Here is a 14,590-nt window from a genome sequence, read left to right on the forward strand (position 1 = left end):
ACGGGACCCGAGGACCATCGGGCAGTCGACCTGGCGCTGACCAATTGGTAGAAGATTCACCTCGATCCCTTGCATGCTTGGAAATCGCCATGCGATTCTGGGGCCACCCCACCGGCCCCGGTCGACGCGAGTGCAAGGGAGCACTCCCCGGCGGCCACAAGGAGCAGCCATGCCCCACTCATCCCCAAGCCGCGTCGCCCTTGGCCTTGCCACGGCGACCTGCCTGGTGATGGGAGGTGGAGCCGTCGCGCCGTCGAATGCCGCCGACGCGAGCTTCACCACCCGCACCGTCACCGACGGCAAGACCACCTACACCGAAGTCACCAATCCCGACGACGGTGCCGTCCTCAGCTACGTGCCCGGTGGAGCGGTGAAGCTGCTGGAGGTCAAGACCTCCAGCGCCACCCTTGCCTTCAAGGACATGAACGCCAACAACGAGCTCGACGCCTGGGAAGACTGGCGCAAGTCCCCCGAGGAGCGCGCCAAGTCCCTCGCCCCGGAACTGTCCATGGAGCAGATCGCCGGCCTGATGCTGTTCAGCTCCCACGAGCGCGATGCCGCCGCCGGCATCACCGATGCCCAGCGCAAGTACCTGGGCGAGGACCACCTGCGCAATGTGCTCAATGCCGCGCCCAATGACGTCACCGCCAACGTCACCTGGGTGAACCAGCTGCAGGCCTATGCGGAGAGCCAGGCCCAGGCCGACACCCCCTACATCCCGGTGAACTTCTCCTCCGACCCGCGCTCGACGGCCGCCAATGACTCCGCCTACAACGCCGCCGGCGACGACATCTCGCGTTGGCCCAGCAACATCGGCCTCGCGGCCACCTTCAGCCGCAAGACCATGCTGGACTTCGCCAAGACCTCCTCGGCCGAGTACCGAGCCATGGGAATCACCACCGCCCTGGGGCCGCAGATCGACCTGGCCACCGAGCCCCGCTGGCTGCGCGTCGACGGCACCTTCGGCGAGAACACCCAACTGGCGTCGACCATGGCCAAGGCCTATGTCGACGGCTCGCAGAACACCTACGACTCCTACGGTCATGCCACCGGTTGGGGCAAGGACTCGATCAACACGATGATCAAGCACTTCCCCGGCGACGGGGCGGGCGAGGGCGGGCGTGAGTCGCACCGCAATTCCGGCAAGTACGCCGTCTACCCGGGCGACAACTTCGACGAGCACCTGGCTCCCTTCAAGGCCGCCAGCAAGGCGACGTCGATGATGTCGTCGTACTCCATCGCCATCGCCAAGGACGGCTCGTCGCTGACCGGCAACCGCGTCGGCTCGGCCTATGACAAGACCAAGATCGACATTGCCCGCGATGCCGGCTACGACGGCGTGATCTGCACCGACTGGGGCGTGACCACGGGCTACACGGATCCCAACTCGAAGTACGGGATGGCCTGGGGCATGGAGGACGCCTCCGTGGAGGAGCGCCACTACGCGGTCTTGCGGTCCGGCCTGGACATGTTCGGCGGCAACAACGACAAGCTGCCGGTACTCGCCGCCCACGCCCTGTGGCAGAAGGACTTCGAGGCAGGCAAGAACCCGATCAGCGCCGACGCCCGCTTCCGCCAGTCCGGTGAGCGGATCCTGCGGATGATCTTCGCCCCCGGTCTGTTCGAGAACCCCTACCTGGACCTGGCGCACTCGAAGTCCGTCGTCGCCAGCCAGGACAAGGTGGAGCGCGGCATCGCGGCCCAGCTCGACAGTATCGTGATGCTGAAGAACAAGGACAAGACGATCAAGAAGTCTCCGCTGGCCAAGTGGAGGAACAAGACCGTCTACATCCCCAGCTCCATCGGCCACGGCTTCCCGAGCGTCTTCAACCAGGACACCCCGGACCGGGTCGGCCCCACGCTCGACGTCGAGGTGGCGAAGAAGTACTTCAAGACGGTGCTGACCGACACCCCGCTCTACGACGCCGACGGCCGGATCGTCGACTACCGGCAGCCCGACCTCTCCAAGGCCGACCTCGTGTTGGCGGGGATGCGCTCACCCGACAATGGCGACAACTTCACCGGTGCGGGCATGGCCGACGACGGCAGCTTCTACCCGCTCTCGCTGCAGTGGAAGCCCTATCTGGCCAATGGCAAGCACGTCCGCAAGGACTCCATCGCTGGTGACATCCGCCCCGACGGGAGCCGCGAGAACCGCTCCTACTACGGCGCCACCAGCCGGATCGGCAACGAGTACGACCTGACGGCCGTGACCAATGCAGCCAAGGCCATCCGCAAGGTGGAGAAGCGCACGGGTCGACAGATCCCCCTGGTGGTGGCGGTCAAGGCCAAGACCAGCTTCATCCCGGCGGAATTCGAGAAGAAGGCCGACGCCATCCTGGTGGGCTATTCGGTCAATGACCGGGCACTGATCGAGACGGCGCTGGGCCAGCACAACCCGTCCGGACGGCTGCCGATCGCCAGCCCGAAGGACATGGATGCCGTCGAGGCGCAGCTGGAGGACGTCGGAGAGGACATGACCCCGTACCGCGATTCCCAGGGCAATCTCTACACCTTCGGCTTTGGCCTGAACTGGAAGGGTGTGATCAAGCGCTGAGATGCCGGCGCCACGAGAAGTGGGGAGGATTTCCACCGATGTCGGTGGAAATCCTCCCCACTGTGCGACTGGGAGCGTCGAATCAGGCTCGCGCCATGCCTCCGTCGCGCTCCACCAGGGTGTCGACCACCGCGGCGATCGCGGCATCACCGGTGACATTGGTGGCAGTGCCGAAGGAGTCGATGGCGATGTAGGTGGCGATCATCAGGCCCACCTGCGCCTCGTTGAAGCCCAGCTGGCTGGTGAGCAGGGCGGTGGCGGTCATGATCGCGCCGCCGGGGACGCCGGGGGCGGCCACCATCATGATGCCCAGCAGCATGATGAAACCGATGATCACGCTGGTCTTGATCGGCATGCCGTAGAGGATCATCACGGCCAGGCTGAAGCAGGTGATCTTGATGGTGGATCCGGCCAGGTGGATCGTCGCGCACAGCGGGATGACGAAGGAGGCCACGGATTCCGAAACCCCCGAGACGATGGTCTGGCGCAGTGTCACCGGAATGGTCGCGGCCGACGAGGAGGTGCCCAGGGCGGTCACATAGGCCGGCATCAGCGTCTTGAGCATGGTCAGGGGATTGCGACGGGCAATGGCACCGGCCACCGAGTACTGGATCAGCAACAGGACCGCGGTGAGCGCGAAGACCATCACGATCACCCCCAGGAAGGTGCTGATCACTCGCCAGACCTCACCCGCGGCGGTCATGTTCAGGAAGATGCCGAAGATGTAGAGGGGCAGCACGGGAATCACCGTCTTGACGATCACCAGCTCGACGATCTCCCGAAATTCCACCAATCCGCGGCGGATGACGTCGCTCTTGACGACGGTGAGTGCCACGCCCACCACGAAGGCCAGCAGCAGCGCACTCATCACGCCCATCACCGGGGGCATCTCGACCTTGAAATAGGGGGCAAGCAGGGCATCCTCCGGGTTGGTCAGGTCGACGACCGTCTTGCCCTGCAGCAGACGGGGCAGCAGCGCCATCGAGACGCCAAAGCCCATCAGACCCGCGAACATCGTGGAGCAGTAGGCGATGGCCGTGGTCACGGCCAGCCATTTGCCGGCCCCCTTCCCGAGCTCGGAAATGGCCGGAGCGATCAATCCCAGGATGATCAGGGGAATGACGAATCCCAGATAATTGCCAAAGAGCCCATTGAACGTGACAAAGACACGCACGAGTCCATTGGGGAAGAACTGCCCACAGACAATGCCGAGGACGATCGCGATCAAGATCTTGGGCAGCAGGCCCAATCGTGGGCGAGAAGTCTCCATGGGAGGAGCGTAGGGCTCCGACGGCCCGGTGCACAGGGCCACGAGCTCGAAATAGCTCACACTCCTCGACCAAGAGTGGCCCGGCCGGACAAATACTGGTGGCATGACGCGTGCCGCCCACATCCTCGCCGCTGCCCTTGTCGTCCCCGCCTGCCTCGTGGCTGCCACGGCCTGTGCGCCCACCCCGCAGGCCCCAGAGCGGAGCCCAGCGGGGAGCCCGGAGCACAGCCCCGTGGGGAGCCCAGCAGCCAGCCCTTCCCCCGCGGCCACGCCGACGACGACCCCTTCCCCAAACAGCACCACCCCGACCGCCACGCCCAGCAGCTGCCGCACGACCAGCACCCGTTGGAAAGGACAGCCGCGTTTCTGGACCGATGACGCAACCTGCTGGACCAGCCCTTGGTTCCAGGGCAGCCATCGCGCCATGATCAAGTTCGGGTGCAATGCGAGCCCCTGGTACCAGCCCTCCAGCCGGTGCAGTGGTCAGCAGGGCTTCCACCACGGAGTCGACATCGACATGCCGGTGGGCACCGAGATCCGCGCCGGTGTGGCGGGCGTGGTGCTGGTGAATCCCACCACGACAGGCAGCGCCTACGGCTCGAAGCCCGTGATCCTGCGTGCGGCGGGCATCGACCACGTGCTGGGCCACCTGGACAGCGTGGCGGTCTCCGACGGTGAACGGGTGCGGGCAGGACAGCTGCTCGGAACCTCCGGCATGAGCGGCACGGAAGACCTCGACGGCCCCCACCTGCACTTCGAGACGCGACCTGCGGGCGCCACCGTCGAGTCGGCCACAGACCCGTGGCCAGCCTTGCGGGCCAGCCGCAGCTGACTCAGACCTCGATGCCGGCCGCCCGCGCCTGCTCGGGGTCGTCGACGTCGCCGAGCAGCTGGTCGGGCAGCGAGATCGAGTGGTGCTCGATGCCGCCCAGCACTCGTCGCACCGAGACATCACGAAGCTCCTGGGCCTGCCCCAAGGCCGAGCGAAGCGGCCCCACGCGGTACCAGGCAGCCAGCCACTGCGGCCACCCCTGCGAGTCCTGGGGCACCACCGCCTCGTGGTCAGCGTGGGCAGCGTGCACCAGCAACTGCGGCATCAGCTCATCCACCCGCGGCAGGTCGCAGGCGATCACGACGACCCCGTCACCGTCCTGCAGCCGCAAGGCGGCAAGACCCGCCGCCAGGCCGGCCACCGGCCCACCGTCGGGTGGGTCCTCCAGAGTGATCACCACCCGCGGATCGGGGGCGATCCATTCCTTGACCTGACCGGAGTCGGCCACCACGGCGATCTGGCCGCAGTCTGCACAGGCGTCGACGGCGCGTTGCAGCAGGGTGCGCCCGTCGAGCTTCAACCCCTGCTTGGCACGCCGCATTCGCGAGGATCTCCCCCCGGCCAGCACGATGGCTGCGAGCTCCACCACAACTCCTTTTGGTTTCAATTACTGATTTGCTCGGAATTCGCGATCGCCATTTTCGCAAGGCGCGAATCATCAAATTCAAATTGTCATGAAAAGACCGGGGCAACTGTAAGACTCCCGCCACCACATGCTTTGATAGTGCCATGACTGACACCGCGCGCACCGACGGGGCAACCTCCAACGCCCTGTTGAAGTTCGGACGCTTCTTCACCAAGTGGGATGAGTCCCAGGACGGTCGGGCCGTCTTCCGCGAGGGCGGACGGCAGGGCGACGTCTTCTACCGCGACCGCTGGAGCCATGACAAGGTGGTGCGCTCCACGCATGGCGTGAACTGCACCGGATCCTGCTCGTGGAAGGTCTACGTCAAGGACGGGATCATCACCTGGGAGTCGCAGCAGACCGACTACCCGAGCACCGGCGCCGACCGCCCGGAGTACGAACCGCGCGGCTGCCCCCGAGGTGCGGCCTTCAGCTGGTACACCTACTCCCCTACCCGGGTGCGCTACCCCTATGCGCGCGCCTCGCTGGTGGAGATGTACCGCGAGGCCAAGGCCCGACTGGGCGACCCGGTGGAGGCCTTCCGCGACGTCAGCACCGATCCCCAGAAGCGTCGTCGCTACCAGAGCGGCCGCGGCAAGGGCGGTCTGGTGCGCATCAGCTGGGAGGAGGCGCTGGAGATCAGCGCCGCCAGCTATGTGAACACCATCAAGAACTACGGCCCCGACCGGCTGGTCTCCTTCAGCCCCATCCCCGCGATGAGCCAGGTCAGCCACGCCATCGGCACCCGCTTCACCCACCTGCTGGGTGGCGCCATGACCTCCTTCTACGACTGGTACGCCGACCTGCCCGTCGCCAGCCCGCAGGTCTTCGGTGACCAGACCGACGTGCCGGAGTCCGGCGACTGGTGGGACTCCACCTACCTGATGATGTGGGGCTCGAACGTTCCGATCACCCGCACTCCCGACGCCCACTGGATGGCCGAGGTGCGCTACCGCGGCACCAAGGTCATCGCGGTCGCTCCCGACTACGCCGACAACGTGAAGTTCGCCGACGAATGGGTCCCCGCCCAGGCCGGCACCGATGCAGCACTGGCGATGGCCATGGGCCACGTCATGCTCAAGGAGAACTACGTCGATCGCCAGGTGCCCTTCTTCACCGACTACGTCACGAAGTACACCGACCTGGGCATGCTGGTCCGCGTCGAGGACCATCCGCAGGGCCATGGCCTGACCGCCTCCAAGTTCCTGCTGGCCAGTGACCTGCCGCAGCACGCCCACCAGCCCGACGCCAACTTCAAGACGATCATGTGGGACCAGGCCACCAATGCCCCGGTGGTGCCCAAGGGATCGCTGGGCTTCCGCCACAACGAGGCGGACCAGGGCCAGTGGAACCTCAACCTGGACGGCATCGAACCCGCACTCAGCGTCAAGGACGTGCCCGGCGCCCAGCCCGTCGAGCTGGCGCTGCCCTGTTTCGAGGACCCGCGCGGCGAGGGATCGATCATCCGTCGCGGCGTGCCCACCGTCGAGATCGAGGGCCAGCGCTACTGCACCGTGCTCGACCTGATGCTGGCCCAGTACGGGGTGGAGCGCGACGGCCTGCCCGGGCAGTGGCCGAGCGGCTATGACGACGTCAACAGCCCCTACACCCCGGCCTGGCAGGCGGAGATCACCGCGGTCCCGGCGCAGCAGTGCATCCGCATCGCCCGTGAGTTCGCGAAGAATGCCGAGGAGTCGCAGGGCCGCACCATGATCATCATCGGTGCCGGCATCTGCCACTGGTACCACGCCGATGCCACCTACCGCGCGATCATGGCGCTGCTCATGCTCACCGGCTGCATCGGCCGCAATGGCGGCGGCTGGGCGCACTACGTCGGCCAGGAGAAGTGCCGCCCCATGACGGGCTGGTTCAACATGGCCAATGCCCTGGACTGGAGCCGCCCGCCGCGCACCATGATCGGCACCGGTTACTGGTACATGCACACCGACCAGTGGCGCACCGACGGCTTCAGCGCCGACGCGATCACCTCGCCGCTGAGCAAGGGCCACCTCGACGGGCTGCACGCCGCCGACGCGATGGCCACCGCCAACAGCCTGGGGTGGATGCCCTTCTACCCGCAGTTCGACCGCAACCCGCTCGACCTGGCCGACCAGGCCGAGGCTGCCGTGGCCGCCGGCGAGGCCGACACCGTGCAGGAGTGGATTGCGCGTGAGCTGAAGGAGGGCCGCCTCAAGAGCGCCATCGAGGACGTCGATGCGCCCGAGAACTGGCCACGCAACCTGATCCTGTGGCGCTCCAACCTGTTCGGCAGCTCCGCCAAGGGTGAGGAGTACTTCCTCAAGCACCTGCTGGGCACCCACAACAACGTGATGGAGAACGGTCACGGCGCCGGCGTCGAGCACCGCCCCAAGACGGTGAACTTCCGCGAGGAGGCTCCCGAGGGCAAGCTCGACCTGCTGATCACCAGCGACTTCCGCATGACCAGCTCGACGCTGCTGAGCGACATCGTCTTCCCCGCCGCCACCTGGTACGAGAAGTACGACCTGTCCAGCACCGACATGCATCCCTATGTGCACGCCTTCACCCCGGCCATCGACCCGCCGTGGGAGGCCAAGAGCGACTTCGAGACCTTCAAGGCGCTGGCACAGGCCATCAGCCGACTCGCCAAGAAGCACCTGGGCGTGCGCAAGGACATCGTCGCGGTGCCCATGCAGCACGACACCCCCGGCGAGCTGGCCCAGCCCGGTGGCCAGGTGCCCGACTGGCGCGGCACCGACGTCCCGGCCGTGCCGGGCAAGAACCTGCCGAACCTGATGGTCGTCGAACGCGACTACACCGCGATCGCCGACAAGCTGCTCAGCGTCGGCCCGCTGGCCGACCGGCTGGGCTTCACCACCAAGGCCATCACCTTCGACGTGCAGCACGCGGTGGACCGGCTGGCCGGGCTGCACGGCGTCTTCGATTCGGGTCCGGCCGCGGGACGACCGGCGATCGACACCGACGCGCGCATGGCCGAGGCGATCCTCACCTTCTCCGGCACGACGAATGGCGAACTGGCCACCCAGGGCTTCAAGACCCTGGAGAAGCGCACCGGCGTGAGGCTGGCCGACCTGTCCGAGGGGTCGGAGGAGAAGATCATCAGCTATGTGCAGACACAGCAGGCGCCGCAGCCGGTGATCACCTCCCCGGAGTGGTCCGGCTCGGAGACCGGTGGACGCCGCTATGCGGCCTTCACGATCAACACCGAGCGGATGAAGCCGTGGCACACGCTCAGCGGCCGCATGCACTTCTTCCTGGACCACGACTGGATGATCGATGCCGGTGAGCAACTGCCCATCTACCGTCCACCGCTGAACATGGCACGCGCCTACGGCGAGCCCGAGATCGGCGAGCGCGGCGAGAAGGCGATCACGCTGCGCTACCTGACGGTGCACAACAAGTGGTCGATCCACTCCGAGTACCAGGACAACCTGTTCATGCTCTCGCTGGGACGCGGCGGCCCCCAGGCCTGGCTCAGCGTCGAGGATGCGCAGTCGATCGACGTCAAGGACAACGACTGGGTGGAGTGCACCAATGCCAACGGCGTCTTCGTCGCCCGCGCGGTGGTCACCCACAAGCTGCCCGCCGGCATCGCCTACGTGCAGCACGCGCAGGAACGCACCATCGACGTCCCCAAGTCGGAGGCCACCGGACGCCGAGGCGGCATCCACAACTCCGTCACGCGAATCCTGTTCAAGCCGACCCATCTGATCGGTGGTTACGCCCACCAGGCCTATGCCTTCAACTACATCGGCCCCACCGGCGTCAACCGAGACATCATCTCCACCATCCGCAAGCGCTCCCAGGAGGTCCAGTACTGATGCGAGTCATGGCACAGGTCGCGATGGTGATGAACCTCGACAAGTGCATCGGCTGCCACACCTGTTCGGTCACCTGCAAGCAGGCGTGGACCAACCGGGCCGGCACCGAGTACGTCTGGTTCAACAATGTCGAGACACGCCCCGGACAGGGCTATCCCCGTCGTTACGAGGACCAGGAGAAGTGGCAGGGCGGCTGGGTCCGCACCGCCACTGGTGGCCTCAAGCTGCGCTCCGGTGGTCGTTTCAAGAAGCTGCTGAGCATCTTCGCCAGCCCGGTGCAGCCGGGCCTGGAGGACTACTACGAGCCGTGGACCTACGACTACGAGACCCTCACCAATGCCCCGCTGGGTGACGACTTCCCGGTGGCTCGCCCGAAGAGCCTGCTGACCGGCAAGGACACCAAGATCACCTACTCGGCCAACTGGGACGACGCCTTGGGCGGCACCCATGAATCCGGCCATGAGGACCCGGTGATCCAGAAGCTGCGCCAGGAGAGCCAGGACAAGATCAAGTTCGAGTACGAGAAGAGCTTCATGTTCTTCGTGCCTCGCATCTGTGAGCACTGCCTGAACCCGTCCTGCATGGCCTCCTGCCCCTCCGGCGCGATCTACAAGCGCTCCGAGGACGGCATCGTGCTGGTCGACCAGGACGCCTGCCGCGGCTGGCGCCAGTGCATCACTGGCTGCCCGTACAAGAAGATCTACTTCAACCACCGCTCCGGCAAGGCCGAGAAGTGCACCTTCTGCTACCCACGCCTCGAGGCCGGCATGCCGACGGTGTGCTCCGAGACCTGCGTGGGGCGCCTGCGCTACATCGGCATCATCCTCTACGACGCCGATGCCGTCACCAAGGCAGCCGCCACCAAGGATGACCAGGACCTGTACCAGGCCCAGCTCGACGTGATGCTGGATCCGCACGACCCGCAGGTGCTGGCCGAGGCCCGCAAGTCCGGCATTCCGTCGGACTGGATCGCCGCGGCGCAGAAGTCCCCGGTCTACGCGCTGATCAAGCACTTCAAGGTCGCACTGCCGCTGCACCCGGAATACCGCACCATGCCGATGGTCTGGTACATCCCGCCGCTGTCCCCCGTCGTCGACCTGCTGCGAGAGCAGGGGCACGACGCCGAGGCCCCCGGCAACCTGTTCGGCGCCATCGACGCGCTGCGCATCCCGGTGGAATACCTCGCCGAGCTGTTCACCGCCGGCGACACCCAGGTGGTCACCGAGGTGCTGCAGAAGCTCGCCGCGATGCGCTCCTACATGCGCGGCGTGACCCTGCACAATGAGCGTGACCCGGAGCTGGCTGCCGCGGTGGGCCTGACCCCCGAGGCCATGGAGCAGATGTACCGCCTGCTCGCCATCGCGAAGTACGACGAGCGCTATGTCATCCCCAAGGCCCACATCGAACAGGCCCACAACCTGGAGGAGATGGGCTGCTCGCTCGACTTCGAGGACGGCCCGGGCATGGGCGAGGAGGCCCCCTTCGGGGGCGGTTCGCGCGGCCCGGTCCCGGTGGCGATCGAGACCTACCAGTCGATCAAGGCACGCCAGGCGGCTGCCGAGGCCGACGTCGCGCCGCCGCCGCTGACCCCCTCGGCCGACGGCCTCAAGGGCGTGGACTTCTCCAAGTTCGACGAGGATCCGCCGCGATGACTGCCCCATCCGTGACACCGCACGCCACCCGCGTGATGTACCAAGTGGCCTCGCTGCTGCTCAGCTATCCCGACGAGGAACTCCTGGAGCGCCTGCCGGTGCTGCGCGAGGCGATCGCCGAGACGCAGTGGAGCCCCTGGTTCGAGGCGACCCTGGCCCACCTGCAGGGGCAGCCGTTGACCGAGTCGCAGAGCTTCCACGTGGCGGAGTTCGACATCTCGCGCCGCCACGCGCTGCACCTGTCCTACTGGACCGACGGCGACACCCGTCGGCGGGGCGAGGTGCTGGCTGGCATCAAGCAGATCTACCGCGACTCGGGGCTGCTGGTCGACCTGGCCGGCGAGCTGCCCGACCACCTGCCCCTGGTGCTCGAGTTCGCCGCCCTGGGCGATCCCGAGCGCGGCACCGAGTTGCTCACCCGTTACCGGCCGAGCCTGGAACTGCTGCGGATGCAGCTGGAACGTGACGAGCTTCCCCAGGCCGGGATCCTGCAGGCGATCTGCGCCACCCTGCCGGGGCGTTCGCCCAGCACCCGCGCCGAGGTGCAGGCAATGGTCGACGCGGCGATGCCGACAGAGAACGTGGGCCTCGAAGGCTACGGCGGACCCCAATTCGTGGAACTGGAAAGGCGATGAGCACCATGGACACCTTCCTGTGGGGGATGCTCCCCTACGCCTGCGTGACGTTGTTGATCGGCGGCACCATCTGGCGCTACAAGTACGACCAGTTCGGCTGGACCACCCGCAGCTCGCAGCTCTACGAGAGCAAGCTGCTCAAGATCGCCTCGCCGTTGTTCCACTTCGGCATCATCTTCGTCGCGATCGGCCACTTCATGGGCCTGGTGATCCCCAAGGCCTGGACCGACGCAGTGGGCATCAGCCAACACACCTACCACCTGGTGGCCCTGGGCGGTGGCCTGGCCGCGGGCATCGCCACCCTGCTGGGCCTGGTGGTCCTGATCTGGCGTCGTCGCACCACTGGCGAGGTCTTCAGCGCCACCACGGTCAACGACAAGGTGATGTACATCTTCCTGGCGGCAGCGATCGTGCTGGGCATCTGCGCCACGCTCTTCGGCAACCGGATGCCCAATGGCGAGGAGCACAACTACCGCGAGACGATCTCGCCGTGGTTCCGCTCGTTGTTCACCTTCCAGCCCGACGTGGAGGCCATGACCGGTGCGCCGCTGGTCTTCCACCTGCACGTCCTGGGCGGCCTGCTGCTCTTCGCCATCTGGCCCTTCACCCGCCTGGTGCATGCCTTCACCGCACCGCTGCACTACCTCTTCCGTCCCTACATCGTCTACCGTTCCCGGGACGTCCACGAGACCCCGTCCAGCCAGGGAACCGGCAGCCGACGCGGCTGGGACCCGATCGGTACCCCTGACAGAAAGATTCGTCGATGAGCACTTCCCCTGCCCCAGCCACTTCCCAGCTGCGCGGCCAGCTCGGCCAGGTCATCCTGGCCACCATCGCCTCGGCCACCGGCTTCTGGGCATGGATGTCGATCGCCCCGATGCAGAAGACCTATGCGCAGAGCATGGGCCTGTCCGAGAGCCAGATCGCCATGATGCTGGCCACCCCGGTGATCGTCGGGTCCTTGGGCCGCATCGTCGTCGGCGCTCTCACCGACCGGTTGGGCGGGCGCAAGATGTTCGCCGCGATCCTGCTGCTGTCGGCCCCGGCCGTCGTCCTCGTCTCCATCGCTGGCCAGACGAAGAACTACCCCCTGCTTATCGCCTCGGGCTTCTACCTGGGCATCGCGGGCACGATCTTCGCCGTCGGCATTCCCTTCTCCAGCGCCTGGTACGTCGCGGAACGTCGGGGCTTCGCCAATGGTGTCTTCGGCATGGGGATGATCGGCACGGCCGTCGCCGCCTTCGTGACTCCTCGCCTGGTCAAGGCCCTGGGCTACTCGACCGCCCACTACGTGATCGCGGCCGTGCTGGTGGCCGTCGCCGCCCTGGTCTGGTTCACCATGAAGGAGTCGCCCGCCTGGGAACCGCAGGTCAACCCGATCGTCCCGCGCATCGCCGCGGCCCTGAAGCTGGGCATCACGTGGCAGATGTGCTTCCTGTACGCCATCGTCTTCGGCGGCTTCGTCGCCTTCTCCACCTTCCTGCCCAAGTACCTGACGACGGTCTACCCGCACCTGGACACCGTGGCGGCCGCCAACCGGATGGGCTCCTTCGTGATCGCCGCCGTCCTGGCCCGCCCCTTCGGCGGCATCCTGGCGGACAAGGTGGGCCCCAAGATCATCTCCCTCATCTCCCTCGCCGGGGTCGCCGGCATGGCCTTCGTCGCGTCCACCCAGCCCAAGGAGGGGGCACTGACCGGCATCACCTTCCTGCTGATGGCAGCCTGCCTCGGGCTGGGCCAGGGCTCGATCTTCGGCTGGGTCCCTCGGCTCTCGCCGAAGGACAAGGTCGGCGCCATCTCCGGCACCGTCGCCGCGGCCGGCGGTCTGGGTGGATACTTCCCGCCGCTGGTGATGGCCGCCACCTATGACGCCGCCACCAACTCCTACGCCAAGGGCCTGTGGGCCCTGGTCGTCACCGCCGTCCTCGGCATGGCCCTGGCCTTCGTGCTGAAGGAGAAGCGCGAGGCGTGAGCGCCGTCTCCATCGACGAGCATCGCGCCCGGATCCGCGATCTCGTCACTGCCTTGCCCGTGGTGGTCAAGCCCCTGCTGGACTGCCACGGGCTTCGGCTTGCCCGGACCATCTCTGCCAGGGTGCCGGTTCCCACCTTCGACAGTTCTGCGATGGACGGCTTCGCGCTGCGCCGGGCAGACCTGGCCCAGGTGCCGGTGACCCTGCCCGTCGCGGGTGAGGTGGCGGCCGGCGGCACCCCCATCACCCCACCGCCGGCGCAGTGCGTCCGGATCATGACGGGGGCCCCGGTTCCCGACGGGTGCGACACGGTGGTGCCGGTGGAGCTCACCGATGCCCCTGCAGGCGAGAGCCCCCTTCCCGCCTCGGTGACCGTCCGTGAGGACGACCAGCGCTCCCACATCCGCCCGTGTGGTGAGGACGTGGCCGAGGGTGACACGGTGCTCGAGGCCGGAACACTGCTGGACTCGACCCATCTGGCGGCGGCAGCCGCCACCGGTCACGGCACCCTCCCCGTCGCGCCGCGACCCGTCGTGCTGGTGGTCACCACCGGTGACGAACTGGTCCCTGCCGGCCGGGATCTGGGCCAGGCCCAGATCCCGGACTCGAATTCCGTGCTGGTGGCCACCACCGTGCGTGAACTGGGTGCCGATGTCATGGCGATCTGCCACGCCGGCGATGATCCCGCAGAGCTGGACCAGGTCATGGAGCACTGCCACGACGCCCCAGACCTGGTGGTCACCACGGGTGGGGTCTCGGTCGGCTCCCACGACGTCCTGCAGTCGTGGGCAGCCTCCTCACCCCTGGCCCACCTCCAGATGGGTCATGTGGCGATGACCCCCGGCAAGCCACAGGGCTGGGGGCAGGTGACCATCGCCGGACGCCGGGTCCCGCTGGTCGCCCTGCCGGGAAACCCGGTGGCGGTGCACGTGGGGCTCCAGCTCTTCGTCCGAGCCGCCGTCGACGCGCTCCGGGGAGAGCCGGACTCCCGACGCTGGCTGACCTGCCCGGCCGGCACTGACTTCGGCACCAGGGCCGGGCGCACCCGGCTGCTCGACGTGGAACTGCGCGACGGAGTGGCCCTGCCCGCCCCCGGCGGGCACGGCTCCCACCGGATCGGGACGCTGCACCGTGCCGACGGTCTGGCCGTGGTCACCGAACCGGTCAAGGCCGGCGACGAACTACGGGTACTGCTGACCAGGTGACCCCACTGGGGCCGGGGCCAA

General features: G+C 67.1%; 10 protein-coding genes. 8 read left to right on the forward strand and 2 right to left on the reverse strand.

Going from position 1 to position 14,590, the window contains the following annotated elements; genetic code table 11:
• Nucleotides 1-169 precede the first annotated feature (169 nt).
• Nucleotides 170-2,557: a glycoside hydrolase family 3 N-terminal domain-containing protein gene (locus tag ACOAMO_RS01715; RefSeq protein WP_420175872.1), complete on the forward strand. Its 2,388-nt coding sequence runs from the start codon at nucleotides 170-172 to the stop codon at nucleotides 2,555-2,557.
• Nucleotides 2,558-2,639: 82 nt separating this feature from the next.
• On the opposite strand, the gene ACOAMO_RS01720 is transcribed toward ACOAMO_RS01715, so the two are convergent.
• Nucleotides 2,640-3,827: a dicarboxylate/amino acid:cation symporter gene (locus tag ACOAMO_RS01720; protein WP_420175873.1), complete on the reverse strand. Its 1,188-nt coding sequence runs from the start codon at nucleotides 3,825-3,827 to the stop codon at nucleotides 2,640-2,642.
• Between the two features lie 424 nt (nucleotides 3,828-4,251).
• On the opposite strand from ACOAMO_RS01720, the gene ACOAMO_RS01725 reads away from it, so the two are divergent.
• Nucleotides 4,252-4,659 carry a M23 family metallopeptidase gene (locus tag ACOAMO_RS01725; RefSeq protein ID WP_420175874.1) on the forward strand — a complete coding sequence of 136 codons (408 nt, stop codon included), beginning with the start codon at nucleotides 4,252-4,254 and terminating at the stop codon, nucleotides 4,657-4,659.
• Between the two features lies 1 nt (nucleotide 4,660).
• Here the strand turns inward: ACOAMO_RS01725 and mobA are convergent, their stop codons facing one another.
• On the reverse strand, nucleotides 4,661-5,245 hold the full coding sequence (gene mobA / locus ACOAMO_RS01730; RefSeq protein ID WP_420175875.1) for a molybdenum cofactor guanylyltransferase: 585 nt from the start codon (nucleotides 5,243-5,245) through the stop codon (nucleotides 4,661-4,663).
• Between the two features lie 143 nt (nucleotides 5,246-5,388).
• On the opposite strand from mobA, the gene ACOAMO_RS01735 reads away from it, so the two are divergent.
• Genes ACOAMO_RS01735 through glp form a run of 6 tightly spaced genes read left to right on the forward strand, consistent with a single transcriptional unit; the run spans nucleotide 5,389 to nucleotide 14,569 of the window.
• Nucleotides 5,389-9,105 carry a nitrate reductase subunit alpha gene (locus tag ACOAMO_RS01735; RefSeq protein ID WP_420175876.1) on the forward strand — a complete coding sequence of 1,239 codons (3,717 nt, stop codon included), beginning with the start codon at nucleotides 5,389-5,391 and terminating at the stop codon, nucleotides 9,103-9,105.
• Complete coding sequence (narH, locus tag ACOAMO_RS01740; protein WP_420175877.1) at nucleotides 9,105-10,757, forward strand: nitrate reductase subunit beta; 1,653 nt, start codon at nucleotides 9,105-9,107, stop codon at nucleotides 10,755-10,757. The genes ACOAMO_RS01735 and narH overlap by 1 nt, the downstream gene beginning before the upstream one ends.
• Nucleotides 10,754-11,392: a nitrate reductase molybdenum cofactor assembly chaperone gene (gene narJ, locus ACOAMO_RS01745; protein WP_420175878.1), complete on the forward strand. Its 639-nt coding sequence runs from the start codon at nucleotides 10,754-10,756 to the stop codon at nucleotides 11,390-11,392. Before narH ends, narJ begins: the two co-directional genes overlap by 4 nt.
• Nucleotides 11,389-12,159, forward strand: a complete 771-nt coding sequence (gene narI / locus ACOAMO_RS01750; protein WP_420175879.1) for a respiratory nitrate reductase subunit gamma — start codon at nucleotides 11,389-11,391, stop codon at nucleotides 12,157-12,159. Before narJ ends, narI begins: the two co-directional genes overlap by 4 nt.
• Nucleotides 12,156-13,364 carry an MFS transporter gene (locus ACOAMO_RS01755; RefSeq protein ID WP_420175880.1) on the forward strand — a complete coding sequence of 403 codons (1,209 nt, stop codon included), beginning with the start codon at nucleotides 12,156-12,158 and terminating at the stop codon, nucleotides 13,362-13,364. The genes narI and ACOAMO_RS01755 overlap by 4 nt, the downstream gene beginning before the upstream one ends.
• A complete protein-coding gene (gene glp / locus ACOAMO_RS01760) occupies nucleotides 13,361-14,569 on the forward strand; it encodes a gephyrin-like molybdotransferase Glp (protein WP_420175881.1) in 1,209 nt (402 codons plus the stop codon). Before ACOAMO_RS01755 ends, glp begins: the two co-directional genes overlap by 4 nt.
• The last annotated feature ends 21 nt before the right edge of the window (nucleotides 14,570-14,590 follow it).

Source organism: Luteococcus struthionis (assembly GCF_048595755.1).
In the GTDB taxonomy this organism is placed as follows: domain Bacteria; phylum Actinomycetota; class Actinomycetes; order Propionibacteriales; family Propionibacteriaceae; genus Luteococcus.

Coding starts and splice junctions, on each gene's coding strand:
- ACOAMO_RS01715 (WP_420175872.1), top strand. CDS start 170: ATGCCCCACTCATCCCCAAGCCGCGTCGCCCTTGGCCTTGCCACGGCG.
- ACOAMO_RS01720 (WP_420175873.1), bottom strand. CDS start 3,827: ATGGAGACTTCTCGCCCACGATTGGGCCTGCTGCCCAAGATCTTGATC.
- ACOAMO_RS01725 (WP_420175874.1), top strand. CDS start 4,252: ATGATCAAGTTCGGGTGCAATGCGAGCCCCTGGTACCAGCCCTCCAGC.
- ACOAMO_RS01735 (WP_420175876.1), top strand. CDS start 5,389: ATGACTGACACCGCGCGCACCGACGGGGCAACCTCCAACGCCCTGTTG.
- narH (WP_420175877.1), top strand. CDS start 9,105: ATGCGAGTCATGGCACAGGTCGCGATGGTGATGAACCTCGACAAGTGC.
- narJ (WP_420175878.1), top strand. CDS start 10,754: ATGACTGCCCCATCCGTGACACCGCACGCCACCCGCGTGATGTACCAA.
- narI (WP_420175879.1), top strand. CDS start 11,389: ATGAGCACCATGGACACCTTCCTGTGGGGGATGCTCCCCTACGCCTGC.
- ACOAMO_RS01755 (WP_420175880.1), top strand. CDS start 12,156: ATGAGCACTTCCCCTGCCCCAGCCACTTCCCAGCTGCGCGGCCAGCTC.